The organism is Kocuria sp. NPDC057446 (assembly GCF_042802875.1).
Taxonomy (GTDB): domain Bacteria; phylum Actinomycetota; class Actinomycetes; order Actinomycetales; family Micrococcaceae; genus Kocuria.
On sequence record NZ_JBHVDI010000003.1, the window covers coordinates 24690 to 46622 of the forward strand.

Here is a 21933-nt window from a genome sequence, read left to right on the forward strand (position 1 = left end):
GCGGCTCAGCGCCTCTCGCGGTCGGGGACGATCCAGCCCATGACCAGGGAGACGACCCCGATGATCAGGGTGGCGAGCACCGCGGTCCACAGGAACGAGTCGATCTCCAGCCGCAGCGGGGTGAAGGAGCTCAGCCAGGACGTCAGCCACAGCATGGCCGCGTTGACCACGACGGCGAACAGCCCCAGCGTGAGGCACGTGATCGGCAGGGACAGGATCGTGAGCACGGGTCGCACGACCGCGTTGACGACGCCGAAGACCAGGCCGACGAACAGGTAGGCCAGGACCGACGCCGCGGTCTCGCCGCCGACGGCCGAGACGACGGACGGGTCCGCCGCGATGCCCATCCCGGGCAGGATCCAGGCCGCCACCCAGATGGCGAGCGCGTTGACGAGGACACGGAGCAGGAAGGACATGGCCCCATCCTGTCAGGCGCGGCGGGTGACGGCGGCCCAGCCCACCGCCGCGGCCGCCCCGCACAGCGCCAGGCCCAGGGTGAGGGCGATCCGGCCCGCGTCCACGGCGGGCCGCCACGTCACGGAGTCCCCCCGCACCACGTAGGCCCCGGCGGGCTCGGCGTGCACACCGTAGCCGACGCCCGACCCGCTGCCCGAGCTGCCCTTCTCCTCGCCGGAGCCCCCGCCGCCGCCGCCCCAGCCCCGGACGCGGGCGACGGGCACCACCGTGGTGCCGCCCACCTCGTACGCCTCGCCGAAGACCCGGCGCACCGTCACGGCGTCGACGGCCTGCTCGAGGACGGAGCGGTCCGTGGTCCCGGCGCGCCAGGCGGGGCGGTTCTCGGCGGGCTGCTGCTGCTCGGACATGGTCTTCCTCCTGGAGGGGTCCGTCGACGGCACTGGCTCCCAGCCTAGGACTCCACCGGGCGGTGGTGCGACTGCCCGGAGCCGGATGACGCGCGCGGCGTCTCCGACGGGACCGGGGCCGCCGCGCCCACCCGACGGGCCGCGCGGGTCCGGCGGCTCCTGCCTTCATGGGCGGCCCCGGCGGTGACGGCGCCCTGGACCGGCGGGTCCGCCAGGCGTACGGTCGAGGGAAACCGCGAGCTGGGCGCACGCCGGGTGGGAGCCACCGATGCAGACCGGATTGACCGACTTCCCGCTCTTCGACGCCCTCGCCGGACGCCGTGCCCGACGGTTCGGGCTCGGCATGGAGATCCCGTCGGGGCCCCTCGCCCACCGTTCCGGAAGCGAGCCCCTCGGTCTGTCGGAGCTCGAGCGCTCGATCCTCGTCGCCGCCGGCACCGGGGTCAGCGGCTGGTCCTTCGGGGTGCCCTTCGGTCCCGACCGCCCCGAGGAGCACGCCCACTACACGCAGCGGTTCACGGGCCGCACGGCGCCGACCGCCGCCGGCATCGGCACGCCGGTGCTGTTCACGACCGACGACTCGGGAACCTATTTCACGAACACCCGTGACCTCCTCCCCGACCACCCGCGCGAGGCCGGGGAGAGCCGTGACGACGCCCTGGACGCCATGGTCGAGCTGGTCCGCACCCACACGGAGCAGCTGTCCGAGCGCCGGCTCGACCTCCCCGCGGCCCCGCCGCACATGCTGGAACCGAACCTCTGGATGGCGAACGCCCCCGGCTCGACCCTGTTCGTGCCGGTGGCCGACGCCAGTGAGCAGGTGCTGGGCCTGATGGCCATGGCCCTGGCCAACGGCAACGTGCTCGTGGACGACGTGGCCGGCCGCCCGGCCGGTAACCCGGCTCCATACCTCCGCAGCGGCCTCCTGCAGGAGGACAAGCGCATCCCGTTGACGGTGCTGCAGCAGATGGCCTACGAGGCCAACGTCGCGGAGCTCGCCTTCATGGGCCACAACATCGTGCTCGCCCTGCAGGCCATGGGGCTGGGCGGCCTGTACTTCAACGGGCTCAACCGGTGGAGCGTCCTGGGCGCGTTCGGCGAGAGCGGGGTCGCGGGGCTGGGGTTCCGCTTCGTGCAGGACTCCCGCGGGGCCCTGCCCAATCCGGTGGGGCTCGACGGCCGTTTCGAGGGCCTGTGCCCGCCGTACGTGGCGGACATGCGCGAGGCCGTGACCATCTTCGTGGAGCGCAAGTTCGGGCCCGAGGGCGCCTACGACCCCAGCACTCCGGGAGCCTGGGCCGACGCCGAGGCGGTCAAGCGGGGCGTCACGCCCTACTCGGAGGAGTTCGTCGACTGCCTGAGCCAGGCCGCCCAGTACGTCTACGACACCTGTGGCAGGTTCCCCAACACTTTCACGACCATGGTGCTCACGGGCTACGTCCAGGCGGTGCACCTCGACACCGAGTTCTACGACACGCATTACCGGCCCGGCGCCTACCTGCCGACGCACGCGCACCACATGGAGCGGTGGCACGGGGACGGGTCCTGATCCCGGAACGCGAAACACCCCGGACCGCGGGTCCGGGGTGTTTCCTATGTCCTGGGACATCACGAGCGCGGAGACGGGGGGATTTGAACCCCCGGTCGAGTTTAACCCCGACCCTTCATTAGCAGTGAAGTCCATTCGGCCGCTCTGGCACGTCTCCCTCCGTGGCCCACCGCGGGGGTGGACAACACAGGCCAGCTTAAGCGAGGACGGGGCACCGGGTCAAAGCCGGTGGCGACCGCCCCGTCCGGCGTGCACGGAGCGGTAGAGCCGGTCGAGGTCGTCGGCGATCCGCTCGGACCCGTAGACCGAGCGGATCTCCGCCGCCATGGCCTCGGGGCCGAGCAGACCCGGATCCGCCACCACGTCGAGCACGGCACGGCCGAAGGCCTCGGGGGTGCGCTCCGCCACGAGACGCCCGTTGCCCGGGTGCACGAAGTCCCTCTGTCCGCCGAGGGCGCCCATGACCACGGGCCGGCCCGCGGCGAGGGCCTCGGCCGCCGCCACGCAGAACGTCTCCGACCGGGTGGGCAGCAGGAACACGTCGGCGGCGGCCAGGCGCCGCTGCACCTCCTCCGCGCCGACGCCGCCGAGGAGCCGCACGCGATCCCCGACCCCGAGCTCGCGCGCCCGGTCCCGGACCCGCTGCTCGAGGCCGCCGGAGCCGCACCAGGTGAGGCGGACGTCGTGGCCGGCGTCGCGCAGCCACGCCACGGCCCCGACCGCCAGCAGCGGGTCCTTGATCTCGCGCAGGGCGCCGACCGCGACGAGCTCGAGGGTGCTCGCCCGCGGCGGGGCCGTGACGTGCTCGGCGTGGTCGACCACGTTGCCGATGCGCTCGACCCGATCCGCCGGTGCGAAACGGCGCAGCACCTCGCACATCATGGTGCTCACCCCGGTGACGCGGTCCGGAACGCGCAGGATCCGGCGGAGCCCGGCGAGCCGCCGCCACACGGGCCCGTTCTGCTCGGGGGTGAGCACGCCGTTCCAGTGCTCCGTGTGCACCCACGGGCGGCGCCCCGCGAGGGGCAGGCAGACGAGCGCGGCGGAGAAGGGTGTGGTGTGCAGGACGTCCGCGCCGGCCAGGTGGCGGCCGAGCGCGGCGTACGCCCGCAGCAGCGTGGCCGGGTGCCGGGGGTCGAACGGGAGCCGGAGCACCGGCACCCCGTCCCACTCCTCCTGGACGGCCGGCCCGCTGCGCAGCAGGCGCAGGTGCAGCACCCGGACCTCGTGGTGGCGGGCGGCGGCGCGGACGTGTCGGGGGACGAACGGCGTCTCCCCGGGCCGCTCGGCGGACGGGTACCAGGTGCTGACGACGAGCACGCGCACGGCGCTCAGCCCCTGCCCGCGCCGGTGCGGCCGGGGACGTCGTCGGGCGGGGTGCGCAACGGGGTGGGGGCGGCGTTCATGGTGCCACCCTAGCGGCGGGGGCCACGGCCCGGGCGCTCCGGGGGCGGCGCCGGGGGCGCGGGTAGACTCGGGCGCGATGACCAGCCCAGCTCCCGGGTCGGCCGCCTGATGTCCCGGCTGCGCGCGATCCTCTTCCCGCCCCCCAACCACGCGAACACCGACAACCCCCTGGGGTCGGCGTTCGCGCTGACCGTGACGGCCGTGTTCGTCCAGGGGCTCTCACGCTTCGGCTACAGCGTGCTGGTGGGCAACCTGCTGGGCCAGGAGGCGCTCGCCGAGGTCAACCTGACGATCTCGCTGGCCCTGTTCCTCGTCCTGCTGTGGCCCCAGGCCTCGGGCACGGGGGCCGCCAAGTTCATCGCGATGGCCCGGGGCCGCCAGGACCCCGCGGGGCAGGCGGCGACGGCCTCCTTCACCGCGAGCAGCGCCTCCGCGGGCATGGCGCTGCTGTCCGTCTCGGCGGTCCTCTACGCCGCGTTCGCGCTCGAGCTCTCCTGGGGCTTCGCGGTCTCGGCCGGTCTGCTGGTGCTCTCCCTGTCGGCCTACAACTTCGTGCGCGGCGTCCGCACGGGCAACAACCAGTTCGTGACCACGACGGCGTGGGACACCATCAGCTCGTTCCTCACCCTCACCCTGCTGCTGCTGGTCCTGCTCGCCGGCTGGCACTGGGTGCTGCTGCTGCCCCTGATCCTCGGCTACGCGGTCTACGCGCTGCCCTCCTGGCCGCGCCGCACCGGGGCGCGCCTCGACCCGGCGCTGCGCCGGGAGATCCTGGTCTTCACCGCGTGGGGCTCGGCGCACCTGCTGGCGGCGAGCGGTCTGATGCAGCTGTCCCTGGTGATCGGGGACAGCTTCGCCACGAAGGCCGAGGTCGGTCTCTACGCCGCCGCGGTCTCCCTCGCCACTCCCGCCAGCATGCTGTCCGGGGCGATGCTCACCGCGCTGTCCCCCAGCGTGGCCCGCATGTACGCGGCCGGGGACACCGCGGGCCTGACCCGCCAGGTGGACACGATCCTGCGGACGATGGTCACGGTGTTCCTGCCGGTCTTCGGCGTCGGCGCCCTGTGGGCCGAGCCCGTGCTCCGGGTGGTCTACTTCGGGGACCCCGAGTTCGCGGAGGCCGAGCCGCTGCTGGTCCTGCTGTTCCTGGCCGTCTCGGCGACCAGCTTCAACGCCGCGAACGCCCGGCTCAACGGCACCGAGCCCTGGGGGGTCAAGGTGCTCGCCGCCGCCAACGGCCTGGGTCTGGTCGTGGGCGTCGTCACGATGCTCCTGCTGGGCCCGGAGCTCGGCATCACCGCCTCCGCGGTGGGCTACCTCGTGGGCTCGCTCCTGAGCGCGGTGCTGCCGCTGCTGGTGGTCTGGCGGCTCGACCGGATGCGGTGGGGCACGGTCCTGCTGCGGATCGCGGCCGGCTACGCGATGATCCTGGTCGCGCTGCAGGTGCTCGGCCCCGACTTCGGGGTGCTGCCGGCGCTCGGGGCCACCGCCGTGTTCCTCGTGCTCTGGGCGGCGCTCAGCGCCCGGGACCTGGGGCTCGCGCTGCGCGCGGTGCGCGCCCGGCGCCGGGGCTGAGCCGGCTCAGCCCCCGGCCAGGGGCCCGGTCCGCTGCCCGGCCAGCCGGTCGAACTGCTCCGCGAAGGCCGGGACCATCGTGAGCACGTAGTCGCGGGGCATGTGGTTGTCGTCCATGTAGACCCAGCGGTTGCCGATCCGGGACGGGCACGTGCCGTCGGGGCAGATCCAGTCGCTCATGTCGAGGCTGACGAAGTTCCCGTGCCGGCCGGTCAGGGCGTCGGCCGGGTTCTGCGGGGCCAGCTTCTGGGACCGCGGCGGGTTGCAGCGCTCGGCGTCGGGTCCGTGCTGGTCGATGCAGGTGACCATGTTGAAGGAGAACCGCGGGTTGTCCCGGATCCCGACCACCTGGATGCCCCGCCGGTCGAGGTCGTCGAGGACACGGTCCAAGCCGGGCGCGACCTGCTCGCCGGGCCCCTCGTCGGCGGTGACGGTGGACGTGGTGAGCACGACGTCGATCCCGTGGTCCTCGATGTACCGGTCGGTGAGCCCGATCAGCTCCTGGCACTCGGTGTTGTCGGTGGTCTCCACGGGCTGGTACCGGCAGGCGCCGCGGATGACGGAGACCAGGTTCCAGCCGCGGTCCTCCGCGACGCGCTGGAACGCGGGCAGCCACTGCTCGGCGTGGGAGTTGCCGACCACCATGGCGTCCACCTCGGCGTCCGGGTCCACCGGCAGGGTGGAGCAGGCCACCTTGTAGCCGTCGAACCACTCCTCCGTGGCGGCGTCGCAGGGCTCCGGCAGCTCGGACCACTGGCCCTCGCGGACCAGGGGGTTCGGGATCGTGGGCACCTGCGGGTCCCGCTCCCAGGCCGGCTCCCCGGTCAGCACCGCGGCCCCCGGGTTCTCGAGGTCGGCCCGCTCCGCGGCCTGCTGGGCGTGCCGGTCCAGGACCACCCGGGCCCCGGAGGCGGGCACCAGCACGAGGGCCGCGCACAGCACCACGAGCCCGAGCTGGTGCATGCTCGCCCGGGGTCCCGTGCGGGGCCGCAGGGGTCGCTCGACGAACCGGTGCACCAGAACGCCCAGGACGATGCTCCCCACCAGGATGAGCAGGCCGTGCAGGAGGGTGGCCTTGGCGCGGTCCGTGACCACGAGGTAGGTGACGAGCACGGGCCAGTGCACCAGGTAGACGGCGTAGGACGCCTCGCCCAGGACCAGGAGGGGGCGGCGGCTGAGCAGGGCGTCGGCCCCCCTGGGGTCGCCGGTGTGCCCGGCGAGGACCACCAGGGCCGCCCCGGTCAGCGGCCACAGGGCGGCCCAGCCCGGGAACGACCCCTGGACGTCGAGGACGAGCCCGCACACGGCGATGGCCACGAGCCCGGTCCAGCCCAGCACGAGGCGCAGCGCACCCGGCAGGGTCAGACCGCGCAGCACGGCCAGGGCCAGCAGGGAGCCGAGGGCGAACTCCCACAGCCGGGCGCGGGTGTCGAAGTAGGCGAAGGCCTGCTGCTCGGCCGTGGAGACCACCGAGAAGGCGAAGGAGGCGAGGAAGACGGCGCCGAAGACGCCGGTGGCCACGGCGGCGACGGACCACCGGGTGCGCGCGGCGACCAGTCCGCACAGGCCCAGGAGCAGAGGCCACAGCAGGAACACCTGTCCCTGCACCGACAGGGACCAGAAGTGCTGGAACGGGCTGGCCCGGGAGGTGTCCGCGGCGTAGTAGTCGACCGCGTTGAACGCGAGCACCCAGTTCTGGGAGTACAGCACCGTGGCCGCCGCCTCCTCGATCGCGGCGTACCACCGGTCGGACGGGAAGAGCATCCGCACCAGGACGAGGGTGCCCAGCACCGTGACGACCACGGGGGGCAGCAGCCGTGAGAACGTCCTGGTCCAGTAGCGGCCCAGCTGCGGCCCCTTCCCGGCCTCGAGCCGCCGGACGAAGGAGAGCGTCATGAGGAACGCCGAGATGAACAAGAAGACGTCCACTCCGCCCGAGACGCCGCCGATCCACACGTGGTAGACCGCGACCAGGAGGACGGCCACGGTGCGCAGCCCCTGGACCTCGGGGCGGAAGCGGTGGGCGGGGGCGGCCGTGCCCGCCGGGGGCACGGTGCTGCTCGCGACCCCGGGGGGAGGGTCGGCGGGGAGGAGACGGCTCATGGAGTTCTCTCGTCGGGCGGGGGGTCGGACGACTGGCTCGGCACCATTGTTCCACCGAACGGCGGCGCCGCACGGTCACATCAGCAGGGACGCGACCATGAACCGCAGGGGGGCCTCGCGGTGCAGGACCTGGCGCGGGTCCCGCGGCAGCAGCGTGCTGGGCCAGCCGAAGCGGCGCCGGGCGTCGTCCACCCGGAGGATGGCCTGCGCCGTCGCCCCCGGCCGGACGACGAGGTCCAGCACCTCCCGGTCCGCGCAGGACAGCACGGTGAGCGCCCGGGGAGCGCGCGACGCGACCAGGTCGAGCAGACTGCCCACCTGGTGCGCGTCCTCCGGGGACCACCGTCCGGCGGCGGCCCGGCCGCGGACCGCGCCGAAGACCTGGACCCGGAGGATCTTGGCGGCGATCGCCGTCCGCTGCTCCTCGGCCAGACCGGCGTACCAGGAGCCGCCGAGCAGATCGGTCGCCGCGGCGAGGTCGTCCGTCAGGGGCCGCGGCTCGGCACTGATCCGGTCGGCGGCCCCCTCCCGCAGGAGGTAGCCGGCGCCGCGGGGCGCGAGGTCCACCCGCCCGTCGCCGAACCAGGTACGGGCCACCAGCTCCTGGTCCTCCCCGGTGGCGTACCGGCCGTTGAAGCGGACCCCGCGGTCCACCAGGAGCTCCCGGCGGAGCAGCCCGAAGACGTGGGTGCGGTAGGCGAGCCGGTCCTTGACCGGGTCGAGGTCCGCGCGACGGAAGGGCCGCGGCACGGGGGTGCGCACCGGCCGACCGGAGTCCTTGACCAGACGCGGGAGCACCGCCGCCGAGCCGTGGCGTTCGGCGGTCGCCGTCCAGGCCGCGAGGGCACCGGGGGCGAGGGCGTCGTCGCTGTCCACGAAGGACACGTACCGGGCGCGGGAGCGCTCGAGGGCCAGGTTGCGGGGCCCGGCCGGGTTGCCGGTGCCGTCGAAGCACTCCACCAGCTCGACGAGCGGACGGTGCTCCGCGGCGAGGCGGTCGCGGATCAGCGCGGCCTCGACGTTGTGGCACACCACCGTGATGTGGACCCCGCCGTGCTCGCCGACCGGGAGCCCTCCGGCCAGCACGGAGCCCACGGCCCGGTCCACGGGCCGTGCTGTGGTGTGCACCGGGATGATGACATCGACCAGCGGCGTGGGGGCGAAGGACACGCAGGCCAGCGTACAAGACCGCGCCGGGCAGGGCCGCCCGGCGCGGTCCGCGCCTCAGCCCTGGGAGGCCAGGACGAACGGCAGCACGGGTCCGGAACCGGCCCGGCGCAGCGCGCGAGCGGCCACGGCGAGCGTCCAGCGGCTGTCCACGAGGTCGTCGACCAGCAGCACCGGGCGCCCGCCCAGCCGGTCCAGCCCCTCCGCGAGCTCGGACGGCACCCGGAACTTCTCCCACAGGGCTGCGAGGCGGTACGCGCTGTTGCCGCCGTGCCCGCCGGACGGGAAGCCCTCGGGGACGTCGAGCTCCCCCAGGTAGGGCAGGTGCCCGACCTCGGCCATGCCCGCCGCCAGCGAGCGCACCAGCTGCGGGCGCGAGCGGGACGGCACCGAGACCACGGCCGCGGGCCGGTCCGCCCAGCCCCACTCCGCGAGCACCTGGACGCACGCCCGGCCGAGGGCGGGGTCGACCGGTCCGTCGACCGGCGCGCCCTGCTCGTCGGTGCGGAACACCTCGCGCAGCCGGTTGCCCCAGCCGAGGTCCGTGAGCCGGGCCAGCGCCCGGCCCTCGGCGCAGCGCTCCTCCTCGGGGATGCGGCCCTTGACCTCGACGCCGAGGCGCGGCATCCCGGTGGGCCACTGGGCGCGCGGCTCCACCACGACCCCTACCCGGGTCAGGGCCGCCCCGGCGGTGTCGGTGGCGGACTCGTCGACGGTCGTGGGGTACCAGGGGCCGGCGCAGCGGTCGCAGCGCCCGCAGGCCTCGGCGGTGGCGTCGTCGAGCTGCCGGGCGAGGAACTCCATCCGGCACCCGGTGGTGCGCTCGTACTCGAGCATGGCGTCCTGCTCGGCCACCCGGGCCGCGGCGATCCGGCCGTACCGCTCGGCGTCGTAGTGCCACGGCACACCCGTGCTCCGCCAGCCGCCCTGCACTCGCTCCACCGCGCCCTCGACGGCGAGGACCTTCAGGAGCAGCTCGAGCGGGCTGCGCCGGACGTCCACGCGGGACTCCAGCACGGCCACGGACAGGGCCCCGCCCGCAGCCTCCAGCTCGCCCAGGACGGCCGCGGCCTTCTGCTCCGTGGGCATCGACGAGGTGGCGAAGTACTCCCAGATCCGGCGGTCCTCGGTGCCCGGCAGCAGCAGGACGTCCGCGTTGTCCGTGGCGCGGCCCGCGCGGCCCACCTGCTGGTAGTACGCCACGGGCGAGGACGGCGCGCCCAGGTGGACCACGAAGCCCAGGTCCGGCTTGTCGAAGCCCATGCCGAGCGCGGAGGTGGCCACGAGGGCCTTGACCCGGTTCTCCTTGAGGGCGGCCTCGAGCTCCTCGCGCTCGTTCTGGTCCGTGCGCCCCGTGTAGGCGCGGACCGGGATCCCGGCGTCGGCGAGCGCCTGGGCGGTGTCCTCCGCGGCCCCCACGGTCAGCGCGTAGATGATCCCGCTGCCCGGGAGGGACTCGACGTGCTCGAGCAGCCAGGCCAGGCGCGCGGTGGCCGAGGGCAGGTCCAGCACCCCGAGGCGCAGGGAGGCGCGGGAGAGCGGGCCGCGGAGGGTGAAGACCTCCCCCGTGCTGCTGCCGCCCGGGCGCACGCCCAACTGCTCCTCGACGTCGGCGACCACGCGCTCGTTCGCGGTGGCGGTCGTGGCCAGCACGGGGACCTGCTCCGGCAGCCGGGCGATGAGGTCGCGGATGCGCCGGTAGTCGGGGCGGAAGTCGTGGCCCCAGTCGGAGATGCAGTGCGCCTCGTCCACCACCAGCAGCCCGAGCCGGGCGACCAGCTGCGGCAGCTGCTGCTCCCGGAACACCGGGTTGTTGAGCCGCTCCGGGGAGACCAGCAGGACGTCGAGCTCGTCCGCCTCCAGCTGCGCGGCGATCTGCCCCCACTCGGTGGCGTTGGCGGAGTTGATGGCCGCCGCCCGCACGCCCGCGCGGGCGGCGGCGGCGACCTGGTCCCGCATGAGCGCCAGCAGCGGGGAGACGATCAGGGTGGGCCCGCGCCCCCGGGCGCGCAGGAGCAGGGCGGAGAGGAAGTAGACCGCGGACTTGCCCCATCCGGTCCGCTGCACCACCAGGGCTCGCCGGCCCCGTCCCACGAGGGCCTCGACCGCCTCGAACTGACCGGGGTGGAAGGCGGCGTCCGCCCGGCCGGTCAGCGCGCGCAGCAGGTGGAGCGCGTCCTCGTGCAGCGCGGTGTCGTGGGCGGTGGTGTCGGGTGCCGGGGAGGTCGTCATGAGCCCAGTCTTCCAGGACCCCCCGACGCGGCTGCGCGGCGGACGCGCGGCGCGGCAACGACGGGGCCCGGACAGAGCGATGCGCCCGCTGCCCGTCCGTGGAACGGACGGCCCCCGCAGCGGGCGCATCGACCGGCCTGACGGCCGGTGGCGAGCAGAGACTCGCCTGGCGGGAGTACCGCCCCCCAGCGGTGCTCCCATTCGGTTCACCCCCCGATGAACCGGTTGCACCGGCACCCCCCGATGCCTGCGTGCGTGCGGCCCATCCCCCGATGAACCGCGGTCGATCCGCCCCCCGGCGGATCGGTTGGTTCTGCCCCATCGGGTGAACCAATTGGCACCATGGTGGCAGGGTTTCCGCGGCCTGTCACGGCCCGGGAAGTCACATTCGCTCTGGGGGACATCCAGGCAGATTCATTTGTTTGCACTAGTCAAGGGAGGGTTCTGTGGCGGCTTTTCGCTACCGACGGGTATTCGGCAGCGGCGGGCGTGGCACGAAGTGGGGACATCCGGCACGCCGGGCGTCCCCCGTTGGGCGCACGCCGGGCGTCGTGCACGGCGTCACATTGCGGGTGCTCAGCCGCGCAGGCCCGGGAAGTCGGCCTCCGTGTACTCGACGCCGTACCCGTCGCCCCCGGGGGCCGGGGCGCCGGAGCGGTCCGCCGCCTCCTCCCGCTCGCGCAGCACCACCCGGCGGATCTTGCCCGAGATGGTCTTGGGGAGGTCGGTGAACTCGACCCGGCGCACCCGCTTGTAGGGCGCGAGGTTCTCCCGGGCGAAGCGCAGGATCTCCCCCGCGAGCTCCCGGGTGGGCTCGGCACCGGCGGCGAGCACCAGGTACGCCTTCGGCACCGCGTGCCGGACCGGGTCCGGGGCCGGGACCACGGCCGCCTCGGCCACCGCGGGGTGCTCGATGAGCACGGACTCCAGCTCGAACGGGGAGATCCGGTAGTCGGAGGCCTTGAACACGTCGTCGGTGCGGCCCACGTAGGTGTAGACGCCGCGGGCGTCGCGGCGGGCGATGTCGCGCGTGTGGTACCAGCCGTCCTGGACGACCTCCGCGGTGCGCTCGGGCTCGTCGATGTAGCCCGCCATGATGCCGGGCGGGTCGTCGTCGACCTTCAGGCAGATCTCCCCCTCCTCGGCCGGTGCCCCGGTCTGCGGGTCGAGGAGCTCGACGACGAAGCCGGGCAGGGGCCGCCCCATGGCTCCCGGCACCACCGGCTGCCCCGGGGTGTTGGCGATCTGCAGCGTGGTCTCCGTCTGGCCGTAGCCGTCCCGGACGGTCACCCCCCACGCGTCCTGCACCCGGCGGATCACCTCGGGGTTGAGGGGTTCCCCGGCCGAGACGGCGGACGTCGGCGGGTCCTGCACGCGGCGCAGGTCCGCCTGGATGAGCATCCGCCACACGGTGGGCGGGGCGCAGAAGCTCGTGACCCCGGCCCGGCCCATCTGCTCGAGCAGCCCGGCCGCGTCGAAGCGGGACTGCTGGTGGATGAACACGGTGGCCTCCGCGATCCACGGGGCGAAGAAGTTGGACCACGAGTGCTTGCCCCACCCCGGCGAGGCGATGTTCAGGTGGACGTCCCCGGGGCGCAGGCCCATCCAGTAGACGGTCGAGAGGTGCCCGAAGGAGTACGAGTAGTGGGTGTGCTCCACGAGCTTGGCCTGGGACGTGGTGCCGGAGGTGAAGTACAGCAGCAGGGGGTCCCGGGAGCGCGTGGCGCCGTCCGGGACGAAGCGGGGGTCCGCGTCCGCGGTCTCCGCGTACGGGTGCACGGGGCGCCCGGGCAGCTGCGCCCGCGCCGCCTCGACCTCCGCGCCGGGCCCGACGACGACGAGCTCGTAGTCCCCCTCGACGCCGGCGAACTTGGGCGCGTTGGCGGTGTCCGTGACCACCCACGAGACCTTGCCCCGCCGCACCCGGTCCAGCAGGTCGGCGGTCGGCATCATGACGGCGGTCGGGATGAGGGGCGCGCCCAGCTTCATGCCGGCGAGCTGGGTCTCCCACAGCTCGAGCTGGTTGCCGAGCATGAGCAGCACGCGGTCACCGCGCCGCACCCCGAGGCCCCGCAGCCAGTTGGCGGTGCGGGCGGAGGACTCGGCGAGCTCCCGGAAGGTCCGCCGGAGCTCCGTGCCGTCCTCCTCGACGATCCACAGGGCGTCCCGGGCCCCGCGCTCCGGGTCCCGGGCGACGTGGTCGAACCAGTCCAGGGCGTAGTTGAAGTACTCCATCCGGGGCCAGCGGAACTCCTCGCGGGCCCGGTCGTAGTCCTCGCGCAGCGCCAGGACGCGGTCCCGTGCCGCCTCGTACTGCTCCGAGACGCCGGGGGCGGCGTCGGACATCGCGCTCGTGGGCACCGGCTCGGCCATCAGGGCCTCCATCGTCGTCGCTGCATGCCGGACGGGACCGTCCGGCGGGTCGTCCCGAGCAGTCTAGACCCGGCCCGTGCCGCCCGGCCGGGTCGGGCGGCACGGGCGGCTCTGGGAGGATGGGGGCCGCACCCCTGCCAGGAAGGAGCCCCGCCCCGCCATGCTGTCCCCGGCACCCGACGCCCCGGCCCGCGCCGGCACCCGCGAGTGGGCCGCCCTCGTGGTCCTGATGCTGCCGGTGCTGCTGATCTCCGTGGACAACACGGTGCTGAACTTCGCGCTGCCGGAGATCTCCCGCGAGCTGCGCCCCACCGGCACGCAGCTGCTGTGGATGGTGGACGCCTATCCGCTGGTGCTGGCCGGGCTGCTCGTGCCCATGGGGTCCCTGGGGGACCGGGTGGGCCGGCGCCGGCTGCTGCTGGTGGGCAGCACGGGCTTCGCGGCCGTGTCCGCGCTCGCCGCGTTCGCCCCGACCGGGGAGGCGCTCGTCGCCGCCCGCGCGCTGCTGGGCCTCTTCGGGTCGATGCTGATGCCGGCGACCCTGTCCCTGCTGCGCAACATCTTCCACGACCCCACGCAGCGGCGCACGGCCATCGCGGTGTGGGCCACGGGCTTCTCGGCGGGCGGGATCCTGGGCCCGGTCGTGGGCGGTCTCCTGCTCCAGCACTTCTGGTGGGGGTCCGTGTTCCTGCTGGCGGTCCCGGTGCTGCTGCCGCTGCTGGTCCTGGCGCCGGTGCTGGTGCCCGAGTCCCGCAACCCGGCGCCGGGACCGGTGGACGTGCCCAGCGCCGTGTTGATCATCACCGCCATGGTGGCGCTGGTGCACGGCATCAAGGACCTCGGCGGGCACGGCCCGTCCCCCGGGGCGCTGGCCGCCGTGGTGCTGGCGGCGGCCGCCGGGACCCTGTTCGTGCGCCGCCAGCTGCGCAGCCCGGTGCCGATGCTGGACCTGCGGCTGTTCCGCCACGCCCCGTTCACCGGCGGGCTGCTCAACAACCTGGTGGCCTCGACCACCTTCATCGGCTTCCTGTTCTTCGTCTCCCAGTACCTGCAGCTCGTGGAGGGGCTGCCGCCGCTCGAGGCAGGCCTGGCCCTGCTGCCGGGCGCCGCGGTCACCATCGCCTCGGGCCTGCTGGTGGTGCACGTGGTCGGCGTGGTGCCCCCGGCGCTCGTGCTCGGCGGCGGGCTGCTGGTCATGGCCTCGGGCTTCCTGCTCGTCCTGCTCGGGGACCTCTCCGGCGGGGTCGTGCTCGTGGTCGCCCTCATGGTCATCGGACTGGGCTCGGGCGCGGCCCAGACGATCGCCGGGGACCTGATCCTCACCGAGGTGGCCCCCGAGCAGGCCGGCGCCGCCTCGGCGATCTCGGAGACCGCCTACGAGCTGGGCGCCGGACTGGGCGTGGCCGTCCTGGGCACGGCCGTGACCGCGACCTACGCCCGCCGGACGGACGTGCCGCCCGGGCTGGACCCCGAGCAGGCGGCCATCGCGTCCGAGACCCTCGGCGGGGCGGTCGACGTCGCAGCGACCCTGGGCCCGGCCGCGTCCGAGGAGCTCCTGGCCTCCTCCGTCGCGGCCTTCGAGGCCGGCGTGCACCTGTCCGCCGGGATCGGCGCCGCTCTGCTGGCCGGAGCCGCCGTGGTCGTGGGCCTGCTGCTGCGCCGGGTCCCGCGGCTGAGGCGCCATTAGCGGCTCCGCTCAGCCGGCCGAGCGCAACCGGACGTGCTCCTCCACCCGGGCCAGGTCCCGCGGGTGCGGTGCGCCGTCCCGGAACCGGTCGAGCAGGACGTCGACGTGCTCGCGGGCCTGCCGCCGCACGGACGGGTGGACGCTCGCCGCCTCGATGCGGGCGGCGAGGTCCACGAGGGCCAGGAGGACGCTGACGTGCCCGGTGGCGTGCGGACCGATCTGGTCGAACGGCATGTCCACGACCTCCTCGACCCCCACCGTCCGGTAGCGGAGCCGGTGCACTCCATCGACCACCACCGTGTTCCCCGGCAACGGGCGCGAGACGGCCACGGCGATCCCGGACGCGACCTCCTCGATGGCGTTGACCGCGGTGTAGGGATCGTTGGTGCTCGGGGAGAGGGCGCGCACGGCGAGCTCCACCACCTGCTGCTCCGCGAAGCGCACGTCCTGGTGGGCCGAGCGCGAGTCGCCCACCTGCACGCAGCGCCGAAGCCGGCCCGCCAGCTCCTCGGCCCGGTGCTCGGGCCACACCCGGACCAGCGGCTCCGCCGGCAGGACGTGGTCGCCCACCCGCGGGACGAGCTCGACGAAGACGTCGCAGGCTTCGGCGTGGTCCCGGAGCCGCTCGTAGTCGACGCCGACGACGTAGCCGGTGCCGCCCGCCGGGACCTCTCCCCCGCCGGGACGTCCCGCGGTGCGGACGAGTTCCTCCGGCACTTCTTCCGGGTGCCACCGCTCGATCACGTGCAGCAGACGCCGGCGCACGCCGTGGACGAGGGTGTCGACCTGCACGGAGTCTGCGATGTGGTGGATGAAGTAGACGATCAGGGCGACGTCCGCGACCGCCATCAGCACGGCGAGGTTGACCGCCAGGTGCGGGACGAACGGCTGCGCGAGGTCGTCGGAGGCCGAGCGGATCGTGCGCAGGACCAGCAGGGTGTAGATGAAGGTGGAGACCAGCACGCCCAGCACCACCTGGTTGCCGCGGTCCGCCATGAAGTTGCGCACCAGCCGGGGCCCGTACGTGGAGCTGGCCGTGGCGATCACCGAGATGGTGATGGAGAAGGCGGTCGCCGCCACGCCGAGCATCGACCCGCCGATCGCGGAGAGCATCGACCGGGAGCCGTCGATGCCGACGGCGTAGAGCCATGCGATCCACGGGGAGTCCAGATCCTCGGGCAGCCACCGGTCGACGGCCACGGCGGACTGGGCCAGGACCACGGCGGCGAGCACGCAGACGGCGGGCACGAACCAGAACTTCTCGAACACCCGGCGCCAGGAGCCGGAGAGCTTGTCCATGGACCCAGCCTAGACCGGCCCGTCCGGGCGGTGGCGACAGGAGACGGCTCCGACGGCGCCCTATGCCGGGTCGTCGGGGCCGGTGTCCTCCGGGGGCCGGCCCCGGCGGACGAAGCGGACCACCCGGACGGCGATCACCGCGGCCCAGACCAGCAGCAGCACGAACACGAAGGCGCTGAACACCCCGTCCTCCGCGGACCAGGTGAGCACCTGGCCGGCGAGAAGCAGCACTGCGGTCGCGGACAGCAGGATCAGGGCGGTGCGCTCGCTGCTGCGCTCGGACATGGCGGCTCCTGCCGGTCGGCGTCCTGGTCCCCGGATCCTCGCACACCACCGGCCCGTGCGTCCCCCCGGCGACCGGACCGGCATCACCGTCCGACATCGCCGCCGGCTCCCCCGGACGGCGTTCCGTCCCGCTAGCGTGGAGGTGTCCCCGACAGAGAGGCTCCCCGATGCGCCGCACACTTCCCGCCGTGGCTCTGCTCGCGCTGACCCTGACCGGGTGCGACGACCGGCCGGAGGAGGTGGAGAGCACCCCGGGCGTCTCCCCCACCTCCTTCAGTCCCCCTCCTCCGGTCACCGCCACGCCGACGCCCACGCCGGACGGCCTGCCGACGGATCCCGGCACCGGGTCCGCGGCTCCCGCGCCGGACCCGCCGGGTCCCGAGTCTGTCCCCACTCCCTCCGAGCAGCTCGACGGTCGGTAGCACCCCCCGTGGGAGCGAGGCACGCCCGGGCCCGGTCCGGTCCGGCAGGACAAAAGTGCAGGGGGCGCCGACGGATGTCCACACCTCGATCCGCTCGGCGACACGCACAGCATGCGGCCGCCATCGGGACCTCGTATGCATAAGCATGGGCATACCCCCTCTTCCTGGAAGGCACCCCCATGTACGAGAACACCGCTCTCGTTCCCCGCCCCCGCTGGGCGACCCGTCAGGAGCTGACCGATCCCGAGACGGTCACCAACTCGCGGGAGCTGCCCGCCCGGTCCCTGGCCGGCGCGTCGCCGGTCGCGCTCCTGGAGACCTGGGAGGTCATCACCACCACGGACGGCTCCTACGTCCACCGCGACGGCCTCGTCCTCCACATCGGACACGAGGCGTGGACCGTGGAGCAGGCCAGGGCCCTGCACCGCCGGATCGGCGAGGCCCTCGCCCTGCTCGACCAGTAGCAGCACCACAGGGAGCGCGATGCGGACAGGACCTCACCGGAGGGAGTCGCTCAGGGGCGGATGGTTCCCCACAGGGTCCGGACCCTCTCGTCGACCTCGGCCACCATCGCCTCCAGGTCTTCCGGATGGCCGGTGACGGTCCGGTCCGCGCCCCAGTCCTGGTGGTCGGCGTGCGGGTAGAAGGACACGGCTGCAGCGGTGCCGAAGGTGATCACGTGGTCGGCGGCGCGCACCACGTCGTCGGTCAGTGGTTTCGGGTACACCTGCCCGAGCTCGAGCCCGCGCGCAGCCAGGGCCCGCAGTACATGCGGGTCCACGGTCGAGCCCGGATCGGTGCCGGCCGACCGCACCACCGCGGCGTCCCCTGCGTAGTGGGCCAGCAGGGCCGCAGCGATCTGTGCCCGGCCGGTGTCATGACGTCCGACGAACAGCACCTGCGGCAGCCCCGAGCCGTCCCGGGCGTGAGCCAGTGCGGCCAGCCGGTCCGCGGCGAAGTGCCCGGCCAGCGCCGCCAGGTGCGTGCGCACCCGTGCGGTGCGGGACAGGGCGGTGTAGGACTCGAACACCACTCGTTCCACCACGTCCGGAGAGAGCACCCCGGAGTAACGGGCCGCGAGGCGCTCCGCCGTGCGTTCCAGCACGTGGGTGTCCAAGGGACTGGTCGCTTCGGCATGGTCGTTCACCGGCACTCCTGAGGATCGGGACGGGCAGTGGACCGTGGCGCGGGTTCACCCGGCGCAGGCCGGACCGGCCGACCGCGCGGTGATCTCCACCTGCAGGGCGGTGACCCTGGCCTGGTAGGCGGTCCCGGGCCGCAACGGGCCCGGTCCGGGTCCTCGACGCCGATGACCCAGTCGGCGGCTCGCAGCAGGTCGGCGGTCACTGGTTCCGGGGGCGCCGTGGCCGCCGGGACACCGTGGCCGACCAGCACGCCCTTTGCGTACGGGTCCTTCGCCGCCGCCGGGCAGATGCCCCCCGGAGCAGCTGACCACTGCTCCACCCGCCAGCTCTGCGTGAGCATCGGCCACGCACCGCTCGACCAGCTCGGGGAAGAACGTTCCCGCTGAGCGGGTGCACAGGTGCCCGGCGGTGCGCTGGAGCATCCTCGGATCCGTCGGATCGAGGCTCTGCGCGGTCATGGAGATCACCTGGGACGTCGTCAACGGCGGCAGGTCAGGGTCGGCAACGCCGCAGCACGACGTCGTCGTGGCTGAGCATCTTCCGGGTCCCGGTGCTGATGTCCCGGATCCAGACCACCCCCAGGTGCGGGACGGTCTCCTCCACGACCCCGCGGTGGTGAAGCACCGCGCCCCGGTGCGCCTCGACCTGCTCGCCCGGACGAAGCTCCCCCCAGTCCACCGCAGGCCGCTCGTCCTCCGTCGTGCTGATGATCCCGGTCATGCTGGCTCCCCCTCTGTCCGACCCCCACATCGTGATGACGATCTCATCCTGACGTGCTCGGGCGGCGGACACATGACCACCCGGTGAACAGCAGGAGGACGATCCGGTCGCCCGGAATCCGTCGGGCGTGACGAAGGGCCCCACCTGCTCTCGCTGTTGCGGCAAGTGGGGCCCGTCGAGTGTGTGCCCCGTGGGGCTCGAACTCTGCCAAGAGCGCACGCCAGGGTAGGAATCCCCGGAAATACAACGATCGAGTCCACTGTTGATAACGCTCCGTCACGGTGAATCGTGGGCACATGTGGGCAGAATGTGGGCACGCTGTTGAACACGGGCCTTTTGCGGACTCTCTGCGGACTCCGCCGACCGGAAATGCCGGCACATGCTGCCAATGGGATCTACAGGCAGAATCATGGGAACTCCCAAGGAAGGGCGTCCCGTGAACCTCGGCGTCCGGCCGGATCACACTGGCGGAAACGATCACTCACCGCCACCCAGGCACAGAGTCACAGCCACTGACGAACACGGCACCGTATTAGGCACACAAGCGGCACCCTCGCCTGCGAACTCCAAGGTGTACAGAGGCATCTAGCCCATTGCGGTCATCAGCCTGCTCATGGACGACACCGGCGAGATCCGCACGTACGCGGATGATGCCCTAGGAGCATTGGACTAGCAAGGCTGATTCGGACAAAAAAGCGCCCCCAGCCTGAAACAACTGGGGGCGCTGAAACCGCAAATTAATTGGCTAGAATTGCACAAATGTCGGTAACCTTACCCGGTCCTTCAAACCTTACCTTTTCACCTGTAGCATCGTTAACAAATGTGACATTGCCGCGTGTTAAAAATACGCCGGGGTCTTCGGTTGTCAGGACGTTCACTCCAGTTGCCCTGACAACCGTCTCGTTCTCCAAAAACTCAATATGAAATGCGCCATTAGCCTTATAGGTTACAGAATTTGACTCATCGCCCGTGTCGGTTATTGTCACGGTTGTATTAGGCGATATGGCGATGACCTGATCCAAACCAGGGACTTCAAAGAATTTTCCCTTGCCTACTGCATCAATTCGGACGTCCAAATCACCGGGGCACTCCGCATATCTTGTGTCCGTGTAAGGCTCAGGCGGAGCCGCAATGGCAGGGCCGACACCAAGTCCTCCAGCCAGCAGTGCGCCGCCAATTACGGCACCCAGCGCAGATTTATTCCGTGTTTCCATGACTACCCCCAGTTTCGTCGCGGTGACGACCTAAAGGTAAGTCCTAAAGAGCCAGGATAATCCGTGCGCCGGAAATTAAGTTGGTCACATTTCGGCAACGCACTGAACCCTCCGTCAACTTGCCGGGACGGTAACAATCAACTCATGGTTCCAGTTTTAGCGATCGTAAATACGCCCGTACATCGACACCAGGATCGCTAACAGGGCTGCCACCACGAGGGCACCCGGCCCGTCCAGGTGACGTAGCGTCCCCGGCTGTACCGCTCCACCCGCAACCTGACCACGGTGCGCCTGGTGTCCGGACCGGGCGCACCGTGGTGCCACACTTGGATGCCTTGACCGGACGGTGAGACTTCTACGGCGAAGACGTCCGGGGTTCCGTCGATAAGCTCGAGCACTCCCGGGGACGGTTGCCCACCCGCGGTCAGCACGCCGTCCAGGTCGATGCAGCTCACGTCGTCGTCCTCAGTGAGCACGAAGCCCAAACGGCCACCCGCGCACCCCAGCGCGTCCCGGTAGCTCCTCCACGTCCCCGGGTCACCCACGACAGCGATGCGGCCCGTAGAAGGGCACACAGGGAACTTGGTGGACTGCGCACCACGACGGGCCTCCGTCCAACCAACCCACCGATCCACGTTCCGCATGACCCTTGGCGGTTGCGCCGTGGCACCACGAGCGCGCTGCCGGCACCGGCTCGAGCAGTCCCGGGCATCCGTCCGGGCAGTCCCCAGCGGATCCCCGCACTGCTGACATTGGTGGGTCGTTTGCTTAAACCGATGGTACTAACCCGCACTTGTTCGGGTAACGGGTAATCTTCGCCCTTGTGTGATTAACGTGCCTTGAACGCCGTCCGCAATTGTGCTTGCTGTGGACTCTTTACGGACCCAGGAAGCGCCCGACCGACTACTTCAGAATATCTATTGTTATTACTCATCGAGGACGTCGTAAGGGTGCCGCCATTCGGACTCGTCCCGAGGGATCGGCTCTACCCATGTCCCGGGTATGAACACGTCGAGGATGCCCAGCGGGCCACATTCTCGCCAGAACTCCACCAGGGGGCCGCGCTTCGTCATCAACACCTTTCCGTCGACCACGAGCGCACCTAGGACAGTGGGGATGCGGGCACGCCCGTACGGCTCCTTAGTTGTACGGATAGCGGGTCGTCCCAGCACCCGGCGTCATGCTCGGTGCGGACACCGTTGCCGCTACGGCCCACTGTTCCGAAGTAAGGGTCAGACAGACAGGCGTACACGCCGGCGCGGACACACTAATCAACCCCTCGAAACCATGCCGACAGGCATGCACCAAACGCCCACCCTGTCGATTTGATCAACGTGGACGAAGGCCGGCTCTACGAGGGTCCCGAGTTCCGTTTCCGTGACGACGAGTTCGGCGTCAAGCTCATGTGGACCCCTGACGAAATCCGCTTCGGGCTGTCCAGTGGCACGAGCACCGACATGCTGATCCACGCCGGACTCCTCGGGCGGCGCTCCTCGATTGACCAGGCCCTCCGCGCCGAGGGCAAGCTCGATTAACTCCGGCCCGACAGATCAGCCCCCGGCGCGTAATGTGCCGGGGGCTCGTCGTGTCTACAGGCGACTGCATTTACATCCGCAGCCATGGGGGACGCCCAACGGAAGGCACCCCATCAGACAGACCTTCGCCCTACTCCCCGCAGCGCTACTCCTTACCTCGTGCGGGGCCAACGCAGAAGAGCCCCCGCAGGCCGACGCGTCCCCATCGTCGGTGGTCGTTGAGGACACGTGCACACCCCCACTCCACCCCCCCTCAGGAGCACATAATGACCGCTTCCGCCGCCACCGAGACCACCCACCTGTTCGACGATCTCGACACCAGCGCCACCAGCCCCACCAGTCGCGTCCACTGGGAAGGCCCGGTCGTCGAACTGCACGGCTTCAGCATGCAGCCTT

The 21933-nt window shown here is 72.1% G+C and carries 18 protein-coding genes and 1 tRNA gene; 6 read left to right on the plus strand and 13 right to left on the minus strand.

The annotated features are described in order from the left end of the window. Positions 1–5: 5 nt before the first annotated feature. Complete coding sequence (locus tag ACFU0Y_RS00830) at positions 6–416, minus strand: phage holin family protein (RefSeq protein ID WP_380212541.1); 411 nt, start codon at positions 414–416, stop codon at positions 6–8. Between the two features lie 12 nt (positions 417–428). Further along, the gene (locus tag ACFU0Y_RS00835) at positions 429–824 is read right to left on the minus strand and encodes a spore germination protein GerW family protein (protein WP_380212542.1); all 396 of its coding nucleotides are present in this window, start codon (positions 822–824) and stop codon (positions 429–431) included. 268 nt (positions 825–1092) lie between these two features. Between ACFU0Y_RS00835 and ACFU0Y_RS00840 the strand changes: the two genes are divergently transcribed. After that, complete coding sequence (locus tag ACFU0Y_RS00840; protein WP_380212543.1) at positions 1093–2373, plus strand: hypothetical protein; 1281 nt, start codon at positions 1093–1095, stop codon at positions 2371–2373. Between the two features lie 68 nt (positions 2374–2441). Here the strand turns inward: ACFU0Y_RS00840 and ACFU0Y_RS00845 are convergent. Then, a tRNA-Ser gene (locus tag ACFU0Y_RS00845) sits at positions 2442–2530 on the minus strand. Between the two features lie 62 nt (positions 2531–2592). Next, positions 2593–3693 carry a glycosyltransferase gene (locus ACFU0Y_RS00850; RefSeq protein ID WP_380212544.1) on the minus strand — a complete coding sequence of 367 codons (1101 nt, stop codon included), beginning with the start codon at positions 3691–3693 and terminating at the stop codon, positions 2593–2595. Between the two features lie 195 nt (positions 3694–3888). Between ACFU0Y_RS00850 and ACFU0Y_RS00855 the strand changes: the two genes are divergently transcribed. After that, a complete protein-coding gene (locus ACFU0Y_RS00855; protein ID WP_380212545.1) occupies positions 3889–5355 on the plus strand; it encodes a lipopolysaccharide biosynthesis protein in 1467 nt (488 codons plus the stop codon). Between the two features lie 6 nt (positions 5356–5361). On the opposite strand, the gene ACFU0Y_RS00860 is transcribed toward ACFU0Y_RS00855, so the two are convergent. The 4 genes from ACFU0Y_RS00860 to ACFU0Y_RS00875 all read right to left on the minus strand — a co-directional run bounded on the left by ACFU0Y_RS00860 (position 5362) and on the right by ACFU0Y_RS00875 (position 13230). Beyond that, positions 5362–7458 carry an acyltransferase family protein gene (locus ACFU0Y_RS00860; RefSeq protein WP_380212546.1) on the minus strand — a complete coding sequence of 699 codons (2097 nt, stop codon included), beginning with the start codon at positions 7456–7458 and terminating at the stop codon, positions 5362–5364. 75 nt (positions 7459–7533) lie between these two features. After that, entirely contained in the window at positions 7534–8628 is a 1095-nt protein-coding gene (locus ACFU0Y_RS00865; protein WP_380212547.1) for a glycosyltransferase family 2 protein, read from the minus strand. Between the two features lie 54 nt (positions 8629–8682). Next, positions 8683–10857, minus strand: coding sequence for a RecQ family ATP-dependent DNA helicase (locus ACFU0Y_RS00870; RefSeq protein ID WP_380212548.1), 2175 nt, complete (start codon positions 10855–10857; stop codon positions 8683–8685). Positions 10858–11433: 576 nt separating this feature from the next. Further along, entirely contained in the window at positions 11434–13230 is a 1797-nt protein-coding gene (locus ACFU0Y_RS00875; protein WP_380212549.1) for an AMP-binding protein, read from the minus strand. Between the two features lie 160 nt (positions 13231–13390). On the opposite strand from ACFU0Y_RS00875, the gene ACFU0Y_RS00880 reads away from it, so the two are divergent. Continuing rightward, positions 13391–14917 carry an MFS transporter gene (locus ACFU0Y_RS00880; protein WP_380212550.1) on the plus strand — a complete coding sequence of 509 codons (1527 nt, stop codon included), beginning with the start codon at positions 13391–13393 and terminating at the stop codon, positions 14915–14917. A 9-nt stretch (positions 14918–14926) separates the two neighbouring features. On the opposite strand, the gene ACFU0Y_RS00885 is transcribed toward ACFU0Y_RS00880, so the two are convergent. Together ACFU0Y_RS00885 and ACFU0Y_RS00890 are read right to left on the minus strand one after the other, a co-directional pair. After that, positions 14927–16216, minus strand: a complete 1290-nt coding sequence (locus tag ACFU0Y_RS00885) for a DUF2254 domain-containing protein (RefSeq protein WP_380212551.1) — start codon at positions 16214–16216, stop codon at positions 14927–14929. Positions 16217–16276: 60 nt separating this feature from the next. Beyond that, positions 16277–16501, minus strand: coding sequence for a hypothetical protein (locus tag ACFU0Y_RS00890; protein ID WP_380212552.1), 225 nt, complete (start codon positions 16499–16501; stop codon positions 16277–16279). A 188-nt stretch (positions 16502–16689) separates the two neighbouring features. Here ACFU0Y_RS00890 and ACFU0Y_RS00895 point away from each other — a divergent pair, with 188 nt between their 5' ends. Next, positions 16690–16923, plus strand: a complete 234-nt coding sequence (locus ACFU0Y_RS00895; RefSeq protein ID WP_380212553.1) for a hypothetical protein — start codon at positions 16690–16692, stop codon at positions 16921–16923. A gap of 179 nt (positions 16924–17102) precedes the next feature. Then, positions 17103–17387, plus strand: coding sequence for a hypothetical protein (locus ACFU0Y_RS00900; protein WP_380212554.1), 285 nt, complete (start codon positions 17103–17105; stop codon positions 17385–17387). 50 nt (positions 17388–17437) lie between these two features. On the opposite strand, the gene ACFU0Y_RS00905 is transcribed toward ACFU0Y_RS00900, so the two are convergent. The 3 genes from ACFU0Y_RS00905 to ACFU0Y_RS00915 form a co-directional block, all read right to left on the minus strand. Continuing rightward, the gene (locus ACFU0Y_RS00905) at positions 17438–18070 is read right to left on the minus strand and encodes a low molecular weight phosphatase family protein (protein WP_380212555.1); all 633 of its coding nucleotides are present in this window, start codon (positions 18068–18070) and stop codon (positions 17438–17440) included. A 490-nt stretch (positions 18071–18560) separates the two neighbouring features. After that, positions 18561–18788: a hypothetical protein gene (locus ACFU0Y_RS00910; protein WP_380212556.1), complete on the minus strand. Its 228-nt coding sequence runs from the start codon at positions 18786–18788 to the stop codon at positions 18561–18563. Between the two features lie 737 nt (positions 18789–19525). After that, positions 19526–20002, minus strand: a complete 477-nt coding sequence (locus tag ACFU0Y_RS00915; protein ID WP_380212557.1) for a hypothetical protein — start codon at positions 20000–20002, stop codon at positions 19526–19528. A gap of 1325 nt (positions 20003–21327) precedes the next feature. On the opposite strand from ACFU0Y_RS00915, the gene ACFU0Y_RS00920 reads away from it, so the two are divergent. Beyond that, a complete protein-coding gene (locus tag ACFU0Y_RS00920) occupies positions 21328–21537 on the plus strand; it encodes a hypothetical protein (protein WP_380212558.1) in 210 nt (69 codons plus the stop codon). The last annotated feature ends 396 nt before the right edge of the window (positions 21538–21933 follow it).